Origin of the sequence: Tsukamurella sp. USMM236 (assembly GCF_037148755.1) — a bacterium.
In the GTDB taxonomy this organism is placed as follows: Bacteria; Actinomycetota; Actinomycetes; order Mycobacteriales; family Mycobacteriaceae; genus Tsukamurella.
In genome coordinates, this window is record NZ_JBBCSS010000003.1 from 272,820 (window position 1) to 292,521 (window position 19,702).

The window sequence follows — 19,702 nt, forward strand, 5'->3', positions numbered from 1 at the left end:
GCGTCGCTGCGGCCGGGGCGGGATCAGGCGCGCAGTCGCGCGAGCTCGTCGAGCCGCGACTCCGCGTCGGCGACGATGCGCTCGATGAGGTCGGCCACCGTCGGGAGATCGTCGATGATCCCGGCCACCTGGCCCGAGGCGAGGACCCCGGCGTCGGTGTTGCCCTCGACGAGGCCGGCGCGCAACAGCATCGGCGTGTTCGCCGACATCATGAGCTGGCTCCACGAGCGGTCGCCGCTCTTCTTCATCGCGAGCCCCTCGCCGACCAGGCCCTTCCAGGAGACGCCGGTCAGCGCCTGGAAGCGGACGGTGTTCAGGGCGGCATGCGCGAGCGTCGCCACGCCGTGCGAGCGCTCGAGCGCGTCCACCAGCGCGGTGCGCAGGACCCGGTGCGGCATCCCGTCGACCTTGGTGGTGACCACGGTGTCGCCGAGCCCGCGCTGCAGGTACTCGGCCTTGACGGACTCGGGGACCCGGCTGTCCCGGGTGAGCAGGAAGCGGGTGCCCATGGCGACGCCGGACGCACCGTACGCGAGCGCCGCGGCGAGGCCGCGGCCGTCGAAGAAGCCGCCGGCGGCGACCACCGGGGTGTCCACGGCATCGAGGACCGACGGCAGGAGCAGCGTGGTGGCGACGCCACCGGTGTGGCCGCCGCCCTCGCCGCCCTGCACGACCACGGCGTCGGCGCCCCAGGAAGCCACCTTCTCCGCGTGTCGCGCCGCGCCCACCGACGGGATCACGACGAGCCCGGCGTCCTTGAGCTTCGCGATCATGTCCCGCTTCGGCGCGAGCGCGAACGAGGCCACCCTGACCCCCTCGCGGATGAGGAGATCCACGCGCTGCTGCGCGTCCTCCGCGTCCGCGCGCAGGTTGACGCCGAAGGGCTTGTCGGTGCGTTCCTTGGTCTTGAGGATCGCGGACTCGAGCTCGGGGTAGGTCATCGTCGCGGAGGCGAGGATCCCCAGCCCGCCGGCGTTCGCGGTGGCCGCGGTCAGGTGGGCCCCGGAGACCCAGCCCATGCCGGTCTGGACGACGGGGTGCTCGACGCCGACCAGCTCGGTGAACGGGGTCCGCAGCGTCATGCCGGGACCTCCTTGCTGCGCAGGTCCTTCGGGTCCACCACGGTGCGGATGAGGTCGAGCTCCTCGGCGGTGGGCACCCTGGTCTCCGGCACGTCGGAGCCGGCCAGCGCGAAGCCCGTGGCCTCGCGCACCTGGTCCTCCGTGACGCCCGGATGCACCGACAGCAGCGTCATCGCACCGTCGTCACCGAAGCCGAGGACGGCGAGATCTGTGACCACGCGGTGGATGTCGTGGAACCGCGATGCCGATGGCCCGGCCGCCCGGGCGCGGTCGTAGCCCACGCCGCTGACGACGTCGACGGCGTCCACGAAGACGCGCGTCGAGTGCTTCGGAATCCAGTACGAGGTCCGGTTGTTCACGGTGTTGCCGGGTCCGCCGCGCACGCCCAGCAACTGGCGCGACGGTGCCCGGTGCTCGCCGATCGCGGAGATGTTCTGGTTGCCGTACCGGTCGATCTGGCTGGCGCCCATGATGACGTGGCGCTTACCGTTCGGGACCACCACGTCGAGCACCTTCTTGAAGGGCTGCCAGCCCTCGATGCCGGCGGACGGGTTCGCCGCGTCGGCGACGAGGTAGGCCTCGCCGTCGGAGAGCAGAAGGTCGGGGGCGAAGGTCAATCGGGCGAGGCGCCCACCCAGAGACGGGATCAGGCCCATCGGGCTGGCGGTGATCTCGCCGTCGCCGCGGAACAGGTCGGCGATCGCGGTCACGCACACCTCGGCGCGGGTGATGTCGGTCATTTGGTCGTCTCCTCCGCCGCCCACGCGGCCACTTCAGCCTGGTAGTGCGCCTCGTCGCCGGAGAGGAAGCGCTGCTCGAACGCGGCCCACGCGGCGGGATCCTTGGCGCTGGCGGCGTAGTGCCGCTGGAACTTCTCGTCCCGCCCGTAATCGGGGGCGGCGGTGGTGAAGTGCGCGCCGTTCGGCGTCTCCACCACGCCGGCCACGGCGCTGCGGTTGATGATCAGCGACTGCACGGGCCCGCCGGCCACCAGCTCCTCGGTGGTCACGATCCGCTCGCACGAGACGTAGCAACGGTCGGCGGCGAGCGCGAAGTCGTCGTCGAAGTACGGGTCGGGGCCCAGGTACTGGGCGTTCCCCCGGGCATCGGCGCGGTTCATGTGCACGAGTGCGGCGTCGAGCCGCAATGCCGGAACCGCCACCAGCTCTTCGCCGTCGGCGTAGGGGGAGACGATGGTGCGCAGGTCCGGATTGACGTCCATGACCGACGAGCCGAGGCCGGCGCGGATCGGCAGGAAGGGCAGGCGCTGCACCGCCGCCTTGAGGCCGGCGGCGAACATGCCCTCGTCCCACTCGGCGACCTCGATCGCGCCGGACTGCCGGGCGCGCGCGAAGTTCGGGTCGATGGGCACCGTATCGAGGGTGACGAAGCCGAACACCAGCTTCCGGATCTTCCCCGCCGCCGCGAGCAGGCCCACGTCGGGCCCGCCGTAGGACACCACGGTCAGGTCCTTGAGGTCGGAGCGCAGGATCGCGCGCACCAGGGCCATCGGCTTGCGCCGCGAGCCCCAGCCGCCGATGCCGAGCGTCATGCCGTCCTCGAGTTCGGCGACCACCTGCTCGGCGGTCATGGTCTTGTCGGTCATGCGTTCTCCTGTGCTGCGTCGTCGGAAACAGGTCGCCCGCTCGCTTCGCTCCCGGCGCTGGACGCCTCGCCGACCGTGCGGCCGGTGGAGACGAACTCGCGGCGGTGCTCGTCCGAGTAGCCCGCGAGATTGAGTTCGAAGGTGAAGCCCTGCTCGAACCGGTAGCTGGTGTGGACGTTCACCGGGTCGATCCCGTTGATCGCCTCCTTCGCCTTGCGGATCACGCGGGTGTCCTTGGCGGCGATGGCCCGTGCCACCTCGAGGGCGGCGCCGTCGAGCTCGGCGCGGGGCACCACGCGGTACACCGAGCCGAAATGATGTAGCTGCTGGGCGGTGATCGTCCCGGCGGTGAAGTACAGGGTGCGCATCAGGTGCTGCGGCACGAGCCGGGCGAGGTGCGTCGCGGCGCCGAGCGCGCCGCGGTCCACCTCGGGCAGGCCGAAGGTCGCATCGTCGGAGGCGACCACGACATCCGCGTTGCCGACGAGGCCGATGCCGCCGCCGAGGCAGAAGCCGTTCACGGCGATGATCACGGGCACCGCGCAGTCGTAGACCGCGGAGAAGGCCGCGGCGCAGCCCTGGTTCGCACCGATGAGGGCGCCGTAGCCGTCGCCGGCGGCCTGCGCCGCGTCGATCTCCTTGATGTCGACGCCGGCGTTGAAGCCGCGGCCCTCCGCGCGGACCACCACGACGTGGCACGACGGGTCGCGTCCGGCCTCGGTGATGGCGCTCGCGAGGTCGAACCAGCCCTGCACGGTGAGGGCGTTGACGGGGGGTGCGTCGACGGTGATCGTGTGGATCCCGGGCTCGTCGACGGTGGTCGTGATCGGTGAAGGCACACCGACTCCTTCGAGGTAGGCAGGTAGAACGTGATCTAAACCTAGCAATTGCTTGGTACGCTACCACCGAAGCCCGGCCGACCGGAATGGGAAGTGGTGAATCTTGTGGCGAACGCACCTGCGGGGCGCGATCTCGGACTCGACGGCGCGGTGGTGCTGGTCACCGGCGGCGTCCGGGGGATCGGCGCGGGCATCGCCCGTGTCTTCCTCCGGCAGGGCGCCACGGTGGTGGTGTGCGCACGCAGGGAACCCGAGAGCCCGGTCGAGGCCGACGGTGCCGTCGCCGAATTCGTGGCCGCCGACGTCCGCGAGCCCGAGCAGGTCGACGCCCTGATCGCGGGCATCGTCGAGCGGCACGGCCGGCTCGACGTGCTCGTCAACAACGCCGGGGGAGCGCCCTTCTCGGACGCGGCCACGGCGTCGCCCCGGTTCCACGAGAAGGTCGTCGGGCTCAATCTGCTGTCCCCGTTGCTGGTCGCGCAGCGAGCGAACGCGGTGATGCAGGAGGCCGGCAGCGGGGCGATCGTCAACGTCTCGAGCGTCAGCGCCACGCGCCCGTCGCCCGGCACCGCCGCCTACGGGGCGGCGAAGGCCGGTCTCGACTCCCTCACCGCGAGCCTCGCGGTGGAGTGGGCGCCCGCCGTGCGGGTGAACGCGCTCGACGTGGGCATGGTGCGCACCGAGGCGGCCGAGCAGCATTACGGCGACGACGCCGGGATCGCGGCGATCGGCGCAACCGTGCCCCTGGGCCGGCTCGCCGACCCCGAGGAGGTGGGGGCGTGCGCCGCCTTCCTGGCTTCGGCGCTCGCGTCCTACGTCACCGGCGCGACACTGCTCGTCCACGGCGGCGGCGAGCGCCCCGCTTTCCTGGCCGCGGCGAACGCCGAGCGCGACGCGCGGTAGATCCGAACCACGAACGAGGAGAAGAACAATGACAGGAATCGTCGACGGTCGTGTCGTCATCGTCACCGGCGCGGGCCGCGGCATCGGCCGCGCACACGCGCTCGCCTACGCCGCGGAGGGCGCGGCCGTGGTGGTCAACGACTACGGCGTCGGGCTCGACGGCGCGGACGCCTCGTCGGGCCCCGCCCAGCAGGTCGTGGATGAGATCCGTGCCGCGGGCGGCCGCGCGATCGCGAACGCTTCCGACGTCGCGGACTGGGACGGCGCGCAGGCGCTGGTGCGCAGCGCGATCGACGAGTTCGGCCGGCTGGACGTGCTGGTGAACAACGCGGGCTTCCTCCGCGACCGGATGCTGGTGAACATGTCCGAGGCGGAGTGGGACGCGGTGACCCGGGTGCACCTCAAGGGGCACTTCGCCATGCTGCGCCACGCGGCGGGCTACTGGCGCGACGAGTCCAAGGCGGGGCGGCAGCCCGACGCCCGGGTGATCAACACCAGTTCCGGCGCCGGCCTGCTCGGCAGTGTGGGCCAGGGCAACTACGCCGCCGCCAAGGCGGGCATCGCCGAGATGACGATCCAGGCCGCCGCCGAGATGGGGCGCTACGGCATCACCGTCAACGCGATCGCGCCCGCCGCGCGCACCCGCATGACCGAGGTGACCTTCGCCGACGACATGGCCGCGCCCGAGGGCGGTTTCGACGCGATGGCGCCCGAGAACATCTCGCCGCTGGTGGTGTGGCTCGGCAGCGTCGAGTCCGCCGATGTCACGGGCCGGGTGTTCGAGGTCGAGGGCGGCAAGGTGTCCGTCGCGCAGGCCTGGCGGCACGGCCCGCAGCGCGACAAGGGCGCCCGTTGGGCGCCGTCGGAGCTGGGTACCGTCGTGCGCGAGCTGATCGCCGAGGGGCCGGCGCCGGAGCCCGTGTACGGGGCCTGAGCCCCGGAAACGACGATGCCGGCCGCGCGGGAGGGGATCTCCGCGCGGCCGGCCGCGTCTCGGCGAGGGGGTGTGCCGAGTCTGTGGGGTCAGTCGAGCCGGCCGGACTCCGCGAAGAACCGCACCAATTCGGTGGCGGTGGTCGCCATCGTGCGCGGTGCGTAGCCGAGTTCGTTGCGGGCCTTGCTGATATCGACCAGCGGCGACGCGAAGAGCGGGCCGAGGGCCGCCTTGGACAGCACGTCCGACCCGAGCCGGGCGTTGATCGGCTCCAGGACGGGCATGATCGCGGCGAGCGCCCCGATCGGCACCGCGACCCTCGGCCCGGACTTGCCGGCGGCCTGCGCCGAGAGCCGCATCGCATCGATGATCGGCGCGAATTCGCCGCCCAGGAGGTAGTTCTCGCCCGTGCGGCCCTTCTCGGCCGCGAGCATCACGCCCGTCGCCACGTCGCGCACGTCGACCAGGTCGAAGCCGGCCTTGGAGACGAAGGCGGGCATCCGGCCGCGGGCCGCGGTGTGCGCGAGGCGGTTCAGGCGCGAGAGCGCGGCACCGTGATCGGCGGGCCCCCACACACCGGTGGGGTTGCAGACGGTGGCGTCCAGGCCGTCGTCGATGACCTTGCGGAGCTCCTGCTCGCCCGCCCACTTGGACCGGTCGTAGACGGGGATCTCGGGGCGCTCGGACCGCGGCGCCGTCTCGTCGATGACGTCGACGAGATCCTGGTCGAAGGCGTGGATGGAGCTCAGGTGCACCATCTTCCGCACGCCCGCGTCCAGCGCCGCGCGCGCGACAACGCGCACACCCTCCGTGTTCAGGCGCCACGCGGCCTCGTCCTGCATCCGCAGGGTGATCATGGCGACCAGGTGGTAGACCACCTCCACGCCCTCGAACGCCGCACGCATCTCCGTGGGCTCGAGCACGCTGGCCTGCACCCAGCGCACGCCCTCCGGAGCGTGCGGCGAGCTGGTGCGGTCGATCGCGACGACCTCGTGCCCCTGCTCGACGAGCTGCTGCAGGAGGTTCCCGCCCACGAATCCGGCCGCGCCGGTGACTGCTACGCGCATCGGCTCAGATCCGCTCGATGATGGTGCCGGTCGCCATCGCGCCGCCGCAGCACATCGCGATGAGGGCCGTCGACGCGTCGCGGCGCTCCAGCTCGTGCAGCGCGGTGGTGATGAGGCGCGCGCCGGTGGAGCCCACCGGATGGCCGAGCGCGATGGCGCCGCCGTTGACGTTGACCTTGTCCGGGTCGGGGCCGATGACCTGCTGCCAGGACAGGACGACGGAGGCGAAGGCCTCGTTGACCTCGAACAGGTCGATGTCGCTCAGCGAGCGGCCGGAGCGCTCGAGCACGCGCTCGGTGGCGCGGATCGGGCCGTCGAGGTGGTAGTACGGCTCTCCGCCGACGAGGGCCTGCGAGACGATCCGGGCGCGCGGGGTCAGGCCGAGCGCGGCAGCGCGGTCGGAGTCCATGAGCAGAACGGCGGCGGCACCGTCGGAGACCTGGGAGGAGGTTCCCGCGGTGTGCCTGCCCCCGTCGAGCATGGGCTTGAGCTTGGCGAGCCCCTCCGCGGTGCTCTCGCGCGGGCCCTGGTCGCGGGAGACCTCGATTGTCTCGCCGGTGGGCGCACCGTCGGCCATGGCGGGCGCCTTGAGCGAGACGACCTCGCGGTCGAACCGACCCTCCTGCCAGGCCTGCAGGGCCTTGCGCTGGGAGGCGAGGCCGAAGGCGTCGATGTCCTCGCGGGTGAGGCCGCGGCGCTCGGCGATCCGCTCTGCGGCGAGGAACTGGTTGGGCATGTCGATGGTCCACGACGGGGGCCGGGAGGTGCCGAGGCCCTCCGGCCGGTTCGCGCCCAGCGGGATGCGGCTCATGGATTCGACGCCGCACGAGACGCCGACCTCGATCGCGTCGGTCGCGATGAGGCCCGCGATCAGGCCCGTGGCCTGCTGCGCGGACCCGCACTGCGCGTCGATCGTCGTGGCGCCGGTCAGCTCGGGCAGGCCGGCGTTGAGCCAGGCCGTGCGCGTGATGTTGCCGGCCTGCTCGCCGGCCTGGGTGACGTTGCCGCCGATGATCTGCTCGACCTGTGCCGGATCGACGCCGGCGTGCTCGAGGAGTGCGGTGACGGTGCCGCCGAGGAGTTCGGCGGGGTGCAGTCCGCTCAGCCAGCCGCCCCGCTTGCCGATGGGGCTGCGGACGGCGTCGACGATGACGGGGATGCCCATATCGATCGTTCCTCACATTCTCGGCTCGCCCGATTGGGTAGAGCACGTTCTCGATTGTGGCGCCGATCTCCGGCTCTGTCGAGCCTCATGCGGTGGCGCCGCGACTGGTTCGTCCCTGTGTAACTGCTGTGCAACCAGCGTCCTTCGCAATCTAGCTCACGAGCGGACCGTCTGTGCTTCAATGAGTAGAACATGTTTCAGATACGCCTGGCCAGAGTCCGGGTGGAGACGCTTGAGGAGGCGGCGTGAGCGTGCACTTCCCCGCGGGGTTCGATTTCACCAGCCCCGACCTGTGGTCGGAGCGGCGGCCCGAGGCCGAGTTCGCCGAGCTGCGGCGATCGGCACCGGTCTGGTGGCAGGACATCCCGCCCGGCACCACCGGGTTCGACGACGGTGGCTTCTGGGTGGTGTCCAAGCTGGAGGACATCAAGGCCATCTCGCGGAACCCGAAGCAGTACTCGAACTGGGAGAACGGAGCGATCGTCCGGTTCGGTCCGGAGATCGAGCGCGAGCAGATCGACATGCAGCGGATGCTGCTGCTCAACATGGATCCGCCGCAGCACACCAAGACGCGGCGCATCATCTCGCGCGGTTTCACGCCGAAGGCGGTGCAGTCCCTGCACGACGCGCTCGCGGAGCGGGCCGAGCAGATCGTGCACGAGGCCCGCAAGGCCGGCGGCGGTGACTTCGTCGAGCAGGTCGCCAGCGAGCTCCCGCTGCAGGCGATCGCCGAGCTCCTGGGCGTGCCGCAGGAGGACCGCAAGAAGCTCTTCGACTGGTCCAACTCGATGATGGCCTACGACGACCCCGAGTTCGAGGGCGACTACCTCACCGCCATGACCGAGTTCACCGGCTACTCGTGGAACCTCGCGGAGGAGCGCCGCAAGTGTCCGATGGACGACATCGTGACCACGCTGGTGCAGGCGGACATCGACGGCGACGGGCTCGGCAGTGATGAGTTCGCGTTCTTCGTGCTACTGCTCGCGGTCGCAGGCAACGAGACCACCCGCAACGCCATCAGCCACGGCATGAAGGCCTTCGTCGACCATCCCGACCAGTGGGAGATCTACAAGGAGCAGCGGCCGCGCACCGCGCCCGACGAGATCGTGCGCTGGGCGACGCCCGTCTCGGTGTTCCAGCGGACCGCGCTCGAGAACGTCCAGCTCGGCGAGCAGACGATCAAGAAGGGCCAGCGCGTCGCGCTGTTCTACGCCTCGGCCAACTTCGACGAGGACGCCTTCGAGGATCCCTACACCTTCAACATCCTGCGCGACCCGAACCCGCACGTCGGCTTCGGCGGCTCCGGCACCCACCACTGCGTGGGCGCGAACCTCGCCCGCCTCGAGATGGACCTGATGTTCAAGGCCATCGCGGACGTCATGCCGAACCTGCGCGAACTCGAGCCCCCGCAGCGCCTGCGGTCGGGCTGGCTCAACGGCATCAAGCACTGGAAGGTCGCCTACGAGTAGTCGGCGAACTCACTGACGAGGCCCCCGGGATTCTCCCGGGGGCTTCGTCGTGGTGGTGCGAGCCGGAAACCCGGTGGCCCCGGGACGGTCGTGGCGGTTAGCGTGGTCGGGTGAGCACACCGGAATCGCATGAGGAAGGGGTCGCCGGTCCCGCCGCCGACCCCGTGCAGAACCGCGCCGTCGTGCGCTGATCCGCGGGCCCGAGTCGGCCGCGGCGACCGGAGACGATCCCACGTTTCCGTCGTCCCAGGAGTGCTTCGTGCCTCGACTCGTCCTGTTCCTCGCCCTCGCCGTCTTCGCGATGGGTACCTCCGAATTCATGCTCGCCGGCGTGTTGCCGGCCCTCGCCGACGACCTCGCCGTCGCCCCGTCCGCCGCGGGAAGCCTCGTCTCCGCGTTCGCGGTCGGGATGGTCGTCGGTGCCCCGGTCACCGCAGCCCTCGCCCGACGGTGGGCGCCCCGCTCGGCCCTGCTCGGCTTCCTCGCGCTGTTCGCGGCGGCGCACGTCGTCGGCGCGCTGACCGCGTCCCTCCCGGTGCTGCTCGGGACCCGCGTGGTGGCCGCCTTCGCCAATGCGGGCTTCCTCGCCGTCGCGTTCACCGTGGCGGCCGCGGTGGTCGGCCCCGACCGTCGGGCGCGGGCGCTGTCGATGCTGCTCGCGGGGACCACCGTCGCCATGGTCGCGGGCGTTCCGGCAGGCGCAGTCGTGGGCGACGCGGCGGGGTGGCGCGCGCTGTTCTGGGCGGTCGCGGTGCTGTGCGTGCCGCCCTTCCTCGCGATCCTCGGTGCGGCTCACCTCGACCCCGTCGACAGCGGGCGTCGCTCACTCCGAACGGAACTCGTCGCACTGCGCGAAGGCCGGACGGCGACGATGCTCGTCCTCACCGCGCTGGTGAACGCGGGCACCTTCGGCGTCCTGACCTACCTCGCGGTCCCGGTGGCGGAGGTGCTGTCGGCGGCGTGGATTCCGCTGGTGCTGATGCTCTTCGGGGCGGGTGCGTGCGCCGGCGTCGCGCTCGTCGGCCGCGTCGCCGACGCCCGACCGCGAGCCCTCCTCGCTGCGGGAGCACCGCTCCTGGTGGGCGCGTGGATGATTCTCGCTTCTGGCGGACGGGACCCGCTCCTCCTGCTGGCGATCGTGCCCCTGTCGGGTCTCCTCGCATTCGCCGTCGGCGGGACTCTGATCGCGCTCTCGATCGGGTCCGCTTCGGAGACTGCACCCACGATGGCCGGTTCCTACGCCACCGCCGCGCTCAACGTGGGCGCGGTGGCGGGACCCATCGGCGCGGGCGCCGCCCTCGACCGTCTCGGCGGGATCGCGGGTCCGGCCGGATTCGCCGCGGCCGTCGTCACCGCGGCGATCGTGGGCGGCGTCGCGCTCCGGGCGAACGCTGCGATGTGGTGAGGCCGGAAGTGTCGAAGAGCGCTGAGGTCCTCGACGGGCAGTGCGTGCTCGACTGGGAATCGCGCATCCGCTCGCGGTCGAGGCCAGGGCTCGCCTGCCCGCGACCGCCCCGGTAGGTTCGGCGTATGCGGAGGTCACCGCGACAGCAGCGGGCTCAGGAGACGGTGGACGTGCTCCTGGAAGCGGCTGCGCAGGTGTTCGACCGCGAAGGATTGTCGGCCACGACGAATCGCATCGCGGCGCGGGCGGGTTATTCAGTGGGCAGCCTCTACCAGTACTTCGCGAACAAGGCCGCGCTTCTCGAAGCGCTCGCGACCAAGCACGTCGACGAGGCAGCGGCGGCCGTTCAAACGATTCTCGACGATGCCCGGGCGGACCCGCCGCCCCTGGAGCAGCTGATGGCATCGCTCGTTGACGCGATCATCGAGTTGCACGACGACCGTCGTGCGCTCCACGCTCTCATGTACCGTGCTGTCTCCCGAACGGGGATCGCAGCGCGACGGGGCGAACTCCTTGAACAGGCGGTATTACCAGAGATCTCGTTTCATCTCGTCAGGGCGAGCCGGGGTGCGCCGGATCCGGAACAAGCAGTGTCAGCGATCCTGACCGGTGTGGACGGGTACTTGCACAGGGTCTTCCTCAGGACCGGCGACCGGGTCGCGTTCCACCGGGTAGTGGCCGGACTGGTCGACCTTCACGCTCCAGCGTCGTCGAGCGCTTCGGAGACCACCGCGAGGAACTGAGAAAGACCCGGCTGCTCGATCGGAAAATGGCCGCAGTTCTCGAGCGGCACATGACGCGTCGTGCTCGCAATGCGATTGAGAAAACGCATACTGAGCCGGGAGGGTGTCCACGCGTCGGCGGCCGGATGCGCAAGGGTGATCGGCGTGCCGATCGCTGATTCGGGACGCCAGTGATCGAAGGTCATGAAGTCGGTCAAATAGCCCAGTGGAACTGAGGCGCCGGCTCCGCGTGAATCACCCAGGCAGGCCCGCGTCAGCGCGGGATCCCGGCTCATCCTGCGCGCCTCGGCGAACCATCGAACAGGAACGCGGAGGCTGCCGGCGGCTCGTCCGATAACCCTGAGGACGTGGGTGGGCACACGTTCTATCCAAGGAAGACGCGAGGCCGCCGCGATCGCCTCGGGATCGCGCGGGTCCAGCAGGCACGTTGCCACAACGTGCGCGATCTCACCGGTTCGCTGTGCCGTCTCGTAGGCGAGCATTCCGCCCATGCTCGCACCGACGATCACGATCGGCCGGGCATCCTCGCGTCGTTCGTCGGTGACGAAGTCCGCGGCCAAGGACACCCAGTCCGTGTATCGCACAGCCCGGGGGCGTGGGCTCACGGTGTCCCCGTAGAGCGGAAGGTCGATCGCGGTCACATCTGATCCGAGTGCGGCTAGGCGACCCAGCATCGGCCAGAGCATGCCGGCGTTGCCTCCGGCGCCGTGGAACGCAAGAAGGCGTGCGGTGGCCTGAGGGTTCGGTGCCCGCGCGACGTGCACCGCATGGCCGCGCCAGAGGTACCACTCCGAGGCGGGTGGGGAGACCGGATGCTCGCGCAGCTCGAGCGGCATTCGACGTTCGTATCTCTCGACATCCATGCCTCCAGCGTCACCGCGGCAGGCGCCGTAGACAACTCGCTTTTCGGGCCCCGCGATCTGGGGAGAGGGGCCTTGTGGCCTGCGGCTTCGTGGCTACCGTTGCGTCGTGATGGCCGCTGCTCACTTTCTGCGGCTACTGCGGCTTGTCCGCGCCCACCAGCCACATCGAGAAGTACTGTGAACCGCCGCCGTAGGCGTGCCCGAGTGCCTTGCGGGCACCGTCGACCTGGTAGTCCCCGGCCCGCCCCATGACCTGCTTCGCGGCCTCCGCGAACCGGATCATGCCGGACGCGCCGATCGGGTTGGAGGAGAGCACGCCGCCGGACGGATTCACGGGCAGTTCCCCGCCGATCTCGGTGCCCCCGGATTCCGTGAGCTTCCAGCCCTGCCCCTCGGGGACGAACCCCAGGTTCTCCAGCCACATCGGCTCGAACCAGGAGAAGGGCACGTAGATCTCGGCGGCGTCGACCTCGCGCAGCGGGTCGGTGATGCCGGCGTCGCGCCACAGCGCGGCTGCGGCGTCCTGACCTGCGCGAGGACTGACGTGCTCGCGGCCCGCGTAGGCGAGGGGTTCGGTGCGCATCGCGGTCGCGAGCACCCAGCCGACGCGGTTGCCGGTGGCCGCCTCCGATGCCGCGGCGGCCTCCTCGTCGCCGAGTACGATGGCGCAGGCGCCGTCGGACGACGGGCACGTCTCGTCGAAGCGGATGGGGTCCCAGAGCATCTGGGACGCCTGCACGGATTCGAGGGTGATGTCGGGCTGGTGCAGGTGCGCCAGCGGATTCCGGGCGCCGTTGCGCCGGTCCTTGACCGCCACCATCGCGCCGACGTGGTCGGGCGCGCCGGAGCGCCGGATGTAGGAGCGGACGTGCGGGGCGAAGTAGCCGCCGGCGCCGGCGCCGACGGGCACCGTGAACGGGACCGGGATCGACAGCGCCCACATGGCGTTCGACTCCGACTGCTTCTCCCACGCCACCGTGAGTACCCGCTTGTGCACGCCCGACTTGATCAGGGCGGCGGCGACGGCGGCGGTCGACCCGCCGACCGAGCCCGCGGTGTGCACGCGCAGCAGCGGCTTGCCGACGGCGCCCAGCGCGTCGGCGAGGAACAGCTCGGGCATCATGACGCCCTCGAACATGTCGGGCGCCTTGCCGATCACGATGGCGTCGATGTCGGCCATGGTGGTGCCGGAATCGAGCAGCGCTGCGTCGACGGCCTCGCGGATCATGCCGGCCATCGAGACGTCGGTGCGCTTGGCGCGGTGGCGGGTCTGGCCCGTTCCGAGTACTGCGGTGGGCTTGCCCATCACTTGGCCTCCATCACGGCGATCAGGTTCTGCTGCAGGGCGTGTCCGCCGGTGGCGTGCGCCAGGACGCGTTCCGCGTCGCCGTTCCACACGGCGCGGGCGGCCTCGCCGATCCGGGCGAGACCCGCGGAGAACATGGGATTCCCCACGAGCGCACCGCCGGACGGGTTGATCCGTACGTCGTCGTCGAGACCGATCGCCCTGCGCAGGATCAGTTCCTGGTGGGTGAAGGGCGCATGGAGCTCGGCGAGCTGCACGCCGTCCGCTCCGGCGGCGCGGGCCGCGGCGGTGGTCGACGGCGACAGGGTGAGGTCGCGCGAGCCCAGTGCGGGCGAGTCGATCCGGTGCTCGAGGCCGGTGATGAACGCGGGGTTCTCCCGGATCTCGCGGGCGCGCTCGGCGGAGGCGAGGATAGCGACGGCGGCACCGTCGGTGACGGGCGCGATGTCGTGCCGGCGCAGGGGATCCGCCCACAGCGGCTCGCCCAGGAGCGTCTCCGCGTCGACGGTGCGCGACACCTGCGCCGCGGGGTTCGCCGTCGCGTCGGTGAGGCTGCGCGCGGCGACCGCGGCCATGTCGGCCTCGGTCCACGCGCCGGAGTCGATGCCCGCACGGGCCTGCAGCGCGGCGACGGACACCGAATCGGGCCACAGCGGCGCGACGGTGTACGGGTCGAGCTGCATGGTCAGCGTGCGGCGCAGCACGCCGGCGGAGGACTTGCCGAAGCCGTAGACGAGGGCGGTGTCGATCTCGCCGGTGCGGATCTTCACCCAGGCCTCGTACAACGCCCACGCGGCGTCCATCTCCACGTGCGACTCGTTGATCGGAGGCACGGCGCCGATGGAGTCGATCGCGGCGATGAACGAGAAGGCCCTGCCTGCCAGGTAGTCCGACGACCCGGAGCACCAGAATCCGATGTCGGACTTGGTGAGGCCGGTCTGGGCGAAGACGTCGGCGAACAGCGGGATCAGCATCTCCACGCCGTTGGTCGTGGTCTGCGCGGCCCGCAGCCACGGGGTGGCGGCGTAGCCGACGACAGCGACGGAGCCGTCCGGATCGGTGCAGGTGCGTGTGCTCACAGGTGCTTCTCGTAACTGGAGTAGGAGGCGTCCGGCTCACCGGTCGGTTCGAAATGCGAGATGTTCCCGGGACTCTCGGTCCACTCCTCGCGCGGCTTCCACACGGCGCGCACCCGCATGCCCATCCGTACCTCGGACGGGTCGCAGCCGAGCACGAGGTGGAGGAACGGGATGTCGGCGCCGTCGATCAGCACGTAGGCGGCGACGTACGGGGGCTTGATCCGCTGCCCCTGGAAGGGCACGTTGACCACGCAGAAGGTGGTGACCACGCCGGTGTCCGGCAGGTCGACCTCCTCGGTGGTGGGGATGCCGTCGATCGGGCACGCGTTGCGCGGCGGGACGTAGACGTTGCCGCACGTCCCGCACCGCTGCCCCAGTAGCCGTCCCTCGGCCAGGGCCTGCAGGTACCGGGTCTCCGGCACGGAGGCGGAGTGCTCGAGCCGCAGCGCGACCGGGGTGATGAGGACCTCGATCGGGTCGCCCGACGGTGCGGCGACCGCAGGGACGCCGTCGCCCTCGCCGGGGACGAAGTGCGTGATGTCGCCGATCGCGCCGGTCGTCTCGGCGGCCCAACGGGCGTGCACCCGCATGCCGGTCGAGATGTCCTCGGGGCCCTCGACGTCGACGGCGTGCAGGAGGGAGGTGTCGGCACCGTCGAGCTTGATGAGGGCGTACGCGAAGGGCCGGTCGAAGGGCTGCCCGTCGACCGGGTGCGCGTTCCAGCTCCAGCTGGTCACCGTGCCGGTGTCGGAGACCGGAACGATCTCGTTGAGGGCGGCCGTGGTGTCGGGATCGAACTCCAGCGGGGGCACGTGCACCCGCCCGGCCGCGTCGCGGGTGCCGACGATGCGGCGCTCGCGGAGGTTCGTCATGAACGCGCCCAGGACCGGTCCGAGCGACCGGGTGTAGTCGAAGGACAGGTGCATCGGCGCCGAGAGGGTCTGCGTTTCTGCGGTCACCTCACGAGTGAAACATGTTCTAACTTTTTGGCGCAAGGGTATCCCGGAAACGGCGATCAGCCCTTACCGTGGAAAACGTTCCTACCGCGTTCCGCGCCGGTATTCCCGCAAACGATCCACGAGGTGTTCCATGGACGATCTGCACCGCGAGCCACTGGCCGGCGACATCCTGCTCGGCTCCCTCGCCGCCTACCCCGACCGCGTCGCCGTCCACGTCACCGGAGCGGACGGTGACTCCGTGCTGACCTACGCGCAGGTGCGCGACGAGGTCAGTCGCTACGCGCAGGCGTACGCCGCCGTCGGGCTCGGCGTGGGCAGCCCAGTCGCGATGCTCTCCGGCAATCGGCACGAGGTCCTGATCGCCCAGTCCACCAACCTGATCACCGGCGTCCGCTTCGCCGCGCTGCACCCGATGGGCTCGCTCGACGATCACGTCTACGTCATGGAGGACGCGGGGATCGAGACCCTCATCTACGACCCGCGCCTGTACGAGCAGCGCGCCGCGGACCTGCGGGACCGGGTGCCGGGGCTGAAAACACTGCTCTCCCTGGGGCCCACGGAGGCGGGCGTCGACCTCACCGCCGTCGCGGCCGGATTCGAGCCAGGACCGCTCGCTGCGCACACCGCCGACCCGTCGTCGACCGCGAGCCTCGCGTACACCGGCGGCACCACCGGCAAGAGCAAGGGCGTCATGCTCAGCTACTCCGGCGGCGCGGCGCTGCTGCGCATCCAGCGCACGGAATGGGAATGGCCGGAGGAGATCCGGTTCCTCGTGTGCGCGCCGCTCAGCCACGCCGGCGGCGCCTTCTGGAACCCGACGTCGATGACCGGCGGCTCGATGGTCGTGCTGCCCCGGTTCGAGCCGGAGGCCGTGCTCGCGGCGATCGAGAAGTACCGGATCACCGCGACGATGCTGGTGCCCACCATGATCTACGCGCTGCTCGATCACCCGAAGTTCGGCGACTACGACCTCTCCAGCCTGGAGACCGTCTTCTACGGCGCGTCCGCGATCTCGCCGACCCGGCTGACCGAGGCGATCGAGCGCATCGGGCCCGTGTTCTTCCAGTTCTACGGTCAGGCCGAGTGCCCCATGACCATCTCCGTGCTGCGCCGCGGTGACCACGCCCCATCGAAGCCGGAGCGGCTGGCGAGCTGCGGCAAGCCCGTCCCGTGGGTGAATGTCGCCCTGCTCGACGATGCCGGGCGCCCCGTCGAACCCGGTGCGCCGGGGGAGATCTGCGTGCGCGGCCCGCTGGTGATGCAGGGCTACCTGAACAAGCCGGAGCAGACCGCCGAGGCCACCGAGCACGGCTGGCTGCACACCGGCGACGTGGGACGGTTCGACGACGAGGGCTACCTGTACATCGTCGACCGGAAGAAGGACATGGTGGTCACCGGCGGCTTCAACGTCTTCCCACGGGAGGTCGAGGACGTGATCTCGACGCACCCGTCGGTCGCGTCCGTCGCGGTGATCGGTGTGCCCGACGAGAAGTGGGGTGAGGCCGTGAAGGCCGTCGTGGTGCCCCGCGCCGGCGCGACCGTCGACGTCGAGGAACTCCGCGATCTGGTCCGCGACCGCAAGGGCGCCGTCTACACACCCAAGACCGTCGACCTCGTCGAGTCGATCCCCGTCAGCCCCCTCGGCAAGCCGGACAAGAAGGCCCTCCGCGCCCAGTACGCCTGATCACCGCAATTGAACGACGTTCCGGAGAGTAAACCCGCAGGTCGGATTCTCCAGAACGTCGTTCAATTGCAGGGTCAGCGGCCTTCGAAGACCGGGGTGCGCTTCTCGGCGAAGGCCCGCGGGCCCTCCTTGGCGTCGCGGGAGAGGAAGACGGGCAGGCCCTCCTTCGCGTCGACCTTGAAGGCCTCCTCCTCGTGCATGCCCTCGGTGGCGCGCATGGTGCGCAGCATCGCCTGCACGGCGAGGGGGCCGTTGGCGTTGATGAGCTCGGCGAGCTCGAGGGCCTTGGCCAGTGCGTCCCCGTCGGGCACGACGTGGCCGATCAGCCCGTACTCCTTGGCCTCCGCAGCGGTGATGTGCCTGCCGGTGAGCAGCAGGTCCGCCGCGACCGTGTACGGGATCTGGCGCGGCAGCCGGACGGCGGAGCCGCCCATCGGGTAGAGGCTCCACTTCGCCTCGGAGACGCCGAACTTCGCGCTCTCGCCCGCGACGCGGATGTCGGTGCCCTGCAGGATCTCCGTACCGCCGGCGATGGCGGCGCCCTCGACCGCGGCGATGAGCGGCTTACCCGGCCGGCGGCCCTTGATCAGGCCGGGGATCCGGGCCGGATCGAAGGCGCTGCCCTCCTTCATCGCCTCGCCGGGGTTCGACTTCGCCATGTTCTTCAGGTCCGCGCCGGCGCAGAAGGCGCCGCCCGCACCGGTGAGCACGGCGCTGCGGATCTCGGGGTCGGCATCGATGCGGTCCCAGGCGTCGCTGAGGATCTGCAGCATCTCGCCGGTGAGCGCGTTCTTGCGCTCCGGCCGGTTCATCGTGATGAGCAGCGTGTGGCCGCGCTGCTCGACGAGGGCGTGCGGGGCGTCTGTCATGACTGAGGCTCCTGGGTCGAGGACCCTCGCCGAGACGAGGATCGGCAATTGCGGGAATCCGCCTCCCCGGACAGTAACAGGTTCTAGTTTGGAGGAAAGAAGTCTTCAGGAGGATTCATGCGCACACCCCTGTGCGAGGACCTGGGCATCCAGTACCCGGTCATCGCCTTCACCCCGTCGGAGCACGTGGCCGCGGCGGTCTCCCGGGCCGGCGGCCTCGGCGTCCTCGGCTGCGTCCGGTTCAACGATCCCGCGGAGCTCGACGCCGTCCTCGACTGGATGGACGCCAATACCGACGGGCGGCCCTACGGCGTGGACATCGTCATGCCCAACAAGGTGCCCACCGAGGGCAGCGCGGGCGACCTCACCGAGCTCATCCCCGCGGAGCACCGCGCCTTCGTCGAGCGAACGCTGCGCGAGCTCGGGGTGCCCGAGCTGCCCGACGGTGCCGCCGGCGCGGGCGTGCTCGGCTGGCTGCACTCGGTGGCCCGCTCGCACGTCGACGTCGCACTCAAGCATCGGATCGCGTTGATCGCCAACGCCCTCGGCTCGCCGCCGAAGGACGTCATCGACGCCGCGCACGAGCACGGCGTCAAGGTCGCCGCGCTCGCCGGCCGCGCCAAGCACGCCCGCGCCCACGTCGACAACGGCGTCGACATCGTCATCGCGCAGGGCTACGAGGCGGGCGGTCACACCGGCGAGATCGGCTCCATGGTGCTGCTCCCCGAGATCGTCGACGAGGTGGGCGACGACGCGACCGTCGTCGCCGCGGGCGGCATCGGCTCCGGCCGGCAGATCGCCGCGGCCCTGACCCTCGGCGCCGAGGGCGTGTGGATGGGCTCGTACTGGCTCACCACCACCGAGTACCTCGAGACGCACACGAAATCGCAGACCATGCAGGACGCCCTGGTCGCCGCGACGAGCGCCGACACCGTGCGCACGCGGATCTTCTCCGGCAAGCCTGCCCGCCTGCTCAAGACCCGGTGGACGGAGGCTTGGGAGCAGCCCGGTGCACCGTCGGCCCTGCCCATGCCCCTGCAGAACCTGCTGGTGGGGGAGGCGCACAGCCGGATCCACGCCTCGGGCGATCCCTCGGTCGTCGCGATGCCGGTCGGCCAGATCGTGGGCCGGATGAACGCGGTGCGGCCCGTCGCCGAGATCATGGCCGAGCTGGTCGGCGAGTTCGAGGATGCCGTCGACCGCCTGAACCTGGCACGCTGACCCCATGGGAACGAATCAGCGCGGCACGATCCAGATGACCGAGGCGGAGATCGGCGACTTCCTCGAGCGCAGCCGCACCGCCACCATCGCCACCCTGGGTGCCGGCGGGGTGCCGCACCTCGTCGCCATGTGGTACGCCGTGATCGACGGCGACCTGTGGATCGAGACGAAGGCCAAGTCGCAGAAGGTCGTGAACCTGCGCCGCAACCCGCTCATGAGCGCGTCGGTCGAGGCCGGGCAGTCCTACGACCAGTTGCGCGGTGTCACCATCGAGGGCACCGCCGAGATCGTCGAGGACGAGGCCACGGTGCGCGCGGTCTGCGAGCAGGTCTACGAGCGCTACTTCGGTCCGTACTCCGAGGAGCTCAAACCCGCGATCGACGAGATGATGAAGAAGCGCGTCGCCGTGCGCCTGCGCGGCGGCCGCGTGCGCTCCTGGGACCACCGCAAGCTCGGCATGCCCGAGCTGCCGGTCGGCGGAAGCACCGCGGCGTACCTGTAGGGGCGG

19 protein-coding genes are annotated in these 19,702 nt (G+C 70.8%); 8 read left to right on the top strand and 11 right to left on the bottom strand.

The window, feature by feature from the left end:
• Positions 1–23: 23 nt before the first annotated feature.
• The 4 genes from WFK95_RS12395 to WFK95_RS12410 are packed head-to-tail and all read right to left on the bottom strand — an operon-like array spanning position 24 to position 3,527.
• Positions 24–1,082 (bottom strand): NAD(P)H-dependent flavin oxidoreductase, encoded by a 1,059-nt coding sequence (locus WFK95_RS12395; RefSeq protein WP_336670901.1) that lies wholly within the window; start codon positions 1,080–1,082, stop codon positions 24–26.
• Entirely contained in the window at positions 1,079–1,822 is a 744-nt protein-coding gene (locus tag WFK95_RS12400) for a CoA-transferase subunit beta (protein ID WP_336670902.1), read from the bottom strand. Before WFK95_RS12400 ends, WFK95_RS12395 begins: the two co-directional genes overlap by 4 nt.
• The gene (locus tag WFK95_RS12405; RefSeq protein WP_336670903.1) at positions 1,819–2,688 is read right to left on the bottom strand and encodes a CoA transferase subunit A; all 870 of its coding nucleotides are present in this window, start codon (positions 2,686–2,688) and stop codon (positions 1,819–1,821) included. The genes WFK95_RS12400 and WFK95_RS12405 overlap by 4 nt, the downstream gene beginning before the upstream one ends.
• Positions 2,685–3,527 (bottom strand): enoyl-CoA hydratase family protein, encoded by an 843-nt coding sequence (locus WFK95_RS12410; protein WP_336670904.1) that lies wholly within the window; start codon positions 3,525–3,527, stop codon positions 2,685–2,687. The genes WFK95_RS12405 and WFK95_RS12410 overlap by 4 nt, the downstream gene beginning before the upstream one ends.
• A 105-nt stretch (positions 3,528–3,632) precedes the next feature.
• Between WFK95_RS12410 and WFK95_RS12415 the strand changes: the two genes are divergently transcribed.
• Together WFK95_RS12415 and WFK95_RS12420 are read left to right on the top strand one after the other, a co-directional pair.
• On the top strand, positions 3,633–4,430 hold the full coding sequence (locus WFK95_RS12415; RefSeq protein WP_336670905.1) for an SDR family oxidoreductase: 798 nt from the start codon (positions 3,633–3,635) through the stop codon (positions 4,428–4,430).
• 28 nt (positions 4,431–4,458) lie between these two features.
• Positions 4,459–5,364 (top strand): SDR family oxidoreductase, encoded by a 906-nt coding sequence (locus tag WFK95_RS12420; protein WP_336670906.1) that lies wholly within the window; start codon positions 4,459–4,461, stop codon positions 5,362–5,364.
• Positions 5,365–5,453: 89 nt separating this feature from the next.
• On the opposite strand, the gene WFK95_RS12425 is transcribed toward WFK95_RS12420, so the two are convergent.
• Both WFK95_RS12425 and WFK95_RS12430 read right to left on the bottom strand, forming a co-directional pair.
• Positions 5,454–6,431 carry an NAD-dependent epimerase/dehydratase family protein gene (locus WFK95_RS12425; protein WP_336670907.1) on the bottom strand — a complete coding sequence of 326 codons (978 nt, stop codon included), beginning with the start codon at positions 6,429–6,431 and terminating at the stop codon, positions 5,454–5,456.
• A gap of 4 nt (positions 6,432–6,435) precedes the next feature.
• Positions 6,436–7,596 carry a steroid 3-ketoacyl-CoA thiolase gene (locus WFK95_RS12430; protein WP_336670908.1) on the bottom strand — a complete coding sequence of 387 codons (1,161 nt, stop codon included), beginning with the start codon at positions 7,594–7,596 and terminating at the stop codon, positions 6,436–6,438.
• 245 nt (positions 7,597–7,841) lie between these two features.
• Here WFK95_RS12430 and WFK95_RS12435 point away from each other — a divergent pair, with 245 nt between their 5' ends.
• The 3 genes from WFK95_RS12435 (at position 7,842) to WFK95_RS12445 (ending at position 11,213) form a co-directional block, all read left to right on the top strand.
• The gene (locus WFK95_RS12435) at positions 7,842–9,065 is read left to right on the top strand and encodes a cytochrome P450 (protein WP_336670909.1); all 1,224 of its coding nucleotides are present in this window, start codon (positions 7,842–7,844) and stop codon (positions 9,063–9,065) included.
• Positions 9,066–9,324: 259 nt separating this feature from the next.
• Positions 9,325–10,470 carry an MFS transporter gene (locus tag WFK95_RS12440; RefSeq protein ID WP_336670910.1) on the top strand — a complete coding sequence of 382 codons (1,146 nt, stop codon included), beginning with the start codon at positions 9,325–9,327 and terminating at the stop codon, positions 10,468–10,470.
• Between the two features lie 164 nt (positions 10,471–10,634).
• Positions 10,635–11,213, top strand: a complete 579-nt coding sequence (locus tag WFK95_RS12445; protein ID WP_336670911.1) for a TetR/AcrR family transcriptional regulator — start codon at positions 10,635–10,637, stop codon at positions 11,211–11,213.
• Here the strand turns inward: WFK95_RS12445 and WFK95_RS12450 are convergent.
• From WFK95_RS12450 to WFK95_RS12465, 4 genes are all read right to left on the bottom strand, one after another.
• A complete protein-coding gene (locus WFK95_RS12450; protein ID WP_336670912.1) occupies positions 11,165–12,049 on the bottom strand; it encodes an alpha/beta hydrolase in 885 nt (294 codons plus the stop codon). The genes WFK95_RS12445 and WFK95_RS12450 overlap by 49 nt on opposite strands.
• Positions 12,050–12,209: 160 nt before the next feature.
• On the bottom strand, positions 12,210–13,382 hold the full coding sequence (locus WFK95_RS12455) for a thiolase domain-containing protein (RefSeq protein WP_336670913.1): 1,173 nt from the start codon (positions 13,380–13,382) through the stop codon (positions 12,210–12,212).
• Positions 13,382–14,461, bottom strand: coding sequence for a thiolase domain-containing protein (locus WFK95_RS12460; RefSeq protein ID WP_224645354.1), 1,080 nt, complete (start codon positions 14,459–14,461; stop codon positions 13,382–13,384). Before WFK95_RS12460 ends, WFK95_RS12455 begins: the two co-directional genes overlap by 1 nt.
• Positions 14,458–15,387 carry a Zn-ribbon domain-containing OB-fold protein gene (locus tag WFK95_RS12465; RefSeq protein ID WP_336671058.1) on the bottom strand — a complete coding sequence of 310 codons (930 nt, stop codon included), beginning with the start codon at positions 15,385–15,387 and terminating at the stop codon, positions 14,458–14,460. Before WFK95_RS12465 ends, WFK95_RS12460 begins: the two co-directional genes overlap by 4 nt.
• 163 nt (positions 15,388–15,550) lie before the next feature.
• On the opposite strand from WFK95_RS12465, the gene WFK95_RS12470 reads away from it, so the two are divergent.
• Entirely contained in the window at positions 15,551–17,104 is a 1,554-nt protein-coding gene (locus WFK95_RS12470; RefSeq protein WP_336670914.1) for an AMP-binding protein, read from the top strand.
• Positions 17,105–17,178: 74 nt separating this feature from the next.
• On the opposite strand, the gene WFK95_RS12475 is transcribed toward WFK95_RS12470, so the two are convergent.
• Positions 17,179–17,973, bottom strand: a complete 795-nt coding sequence (locus WFK95_RS12475) for a crotonase/enoyl-CoA hydratase family protein (protein WP_336670915.1) — start codon at positions 17,971–17,973, stop codon at positions 17,179–17,181.
• Positions 17,974–18,090: 117 nt separating this feature from the next.
• Here WFK95_RS12475 and WFK95_RS12480 point away from each other — a divergent pair, with 117 nt between their 5' ends.
• Both WFK95_RS12480 and WFK95_RS12485 read left to right on the top strand, forming a co-directional pair.
• Positions 18,091–19,194, top strand: coding sequence for an NAD(P)H-dependent flavin oxidoreductase (locus tag WFK95_RS12480; RefSeq protein WP_224645351.1), 1,104 nt, complete (start codon positions 18,091–18,093; stop codon positions 19,192–19,194).
• Positions 19,195–19,198: 4 nt separating this feature from the next.
• Positions 19,199–19,696: a pyridoxamine 5'-phosphate oxidase family protein gene (locus WFK95_RS12485; RefSeq protein ID WP_224645350.1), complete on the top strand. Its 498-nt coding sequence runs from the start codon at positions 19,199–19,201 to the stop codon at positions 19,694–19,696.
• Positions 19,697–19,702: the final 6 nt, after the last annotated feature.

What these genes read in the sequence shown, in the direction of transcription:
- WFK95_RS12465 (WP_336671058.1), bottom strand. Translation starts at nt 15,387, where the DNA reads ATGCACCTGTCCTTCGACTACACCCGGTCGCTCGGACCGGTCCTGGGC.
- WFK95_RS12400 (WP_336670902.1), bottom strand. Translation starts at nt 1,822, where the DNA reads ATGACCGACATCACCCGCGCCGAGGTGTGCGTGACCGCGATCGCCGAC.
- WFK95_RS12470 (WP_336670914.1), top strand. Translation starts at nt 15,551, where the DNA reads ATGGACGATCTGCACCGCGAGCCACTGGCCGGCGACATCCTGCTCGGC.
- WFK95_RS12450 (WP_336670912.1), bottom strand. Translation starts at nt 12,049, where the DNA reads ATGCCGCTCGAGCTGCGCGAGCATCCGGTCTCCCCACCCGCCTCGGAG.
- WFK95_RS12485 (WP_224645350.1), top strand. Translation starts at nt 19,199, where the DNA reads ATGGGAACGAATCAGCGCGGCACGATCCAGATGACCGAGGCGGAGATC.
- WFK95_RS12475 (WP_336670915.1), bottom strand. Translation starts at nt 17,973, where the DNA reads ATGACAGACGCCCCGCACGCCCTCGTCGAGCAGCGCGGCCACACGCTG.
- WFK95_RS12395 (WP_336670901.1), bottom strand. Translation starts at nt 1,082, where the DNA reads ATGACGCTGCGGACCCCGTTCACCGAGCTGGTCGGCGTCGAGCACCCC.
- WFK95_RS12420 (WP_336670906.1), top strand. Translation starts at nt 4,459, where the DNA reads ATGACAGGAATCGTCGACGGTCGTGTCGTCATCGTCACCGGCGCGGGC.
- WFK95_RS12430 (WP_336670908.1), bottom strand. Translation starts at nt 7,596, where the DNA reads ATGGGCATCCCCGTCATCGTCGACGCCGTCCGCAGCCCCATCGGCAAG.
- WFK95_RS12425 (WP_336670907.1), bottom strand. Translation starts at nt 6,431, where the DNA reads ATGCGCGTAGCAGTCACCGGCGCGGCCGGATTCGTGGGCGGGAACCTC.
- WFK95_RS12480 (WP_224645351.1), top strand. Translation starts at nt 18,091, where the DNA reads ATGCGCACACCCCTGTGCGAGGACCTGGGCATCCAGTACCCGGTCATC.
- WFK95_RS12405 (WP_336670903.1), bottom strand. Translation starts at nt 2,688, where the DNA reads ATGACCGACAAGACCATGACCGCCGAGCAGGTGGTCGCCGAACTCGAG.
- WFK95_RS12455 (WP_336670913.1), bottom strand. Translation starts at nt 13,382, where the DNA reads ATGGGCAAGCCCACCGCAGTACTCGGAACGGGCCAGACCCGCCACCGC.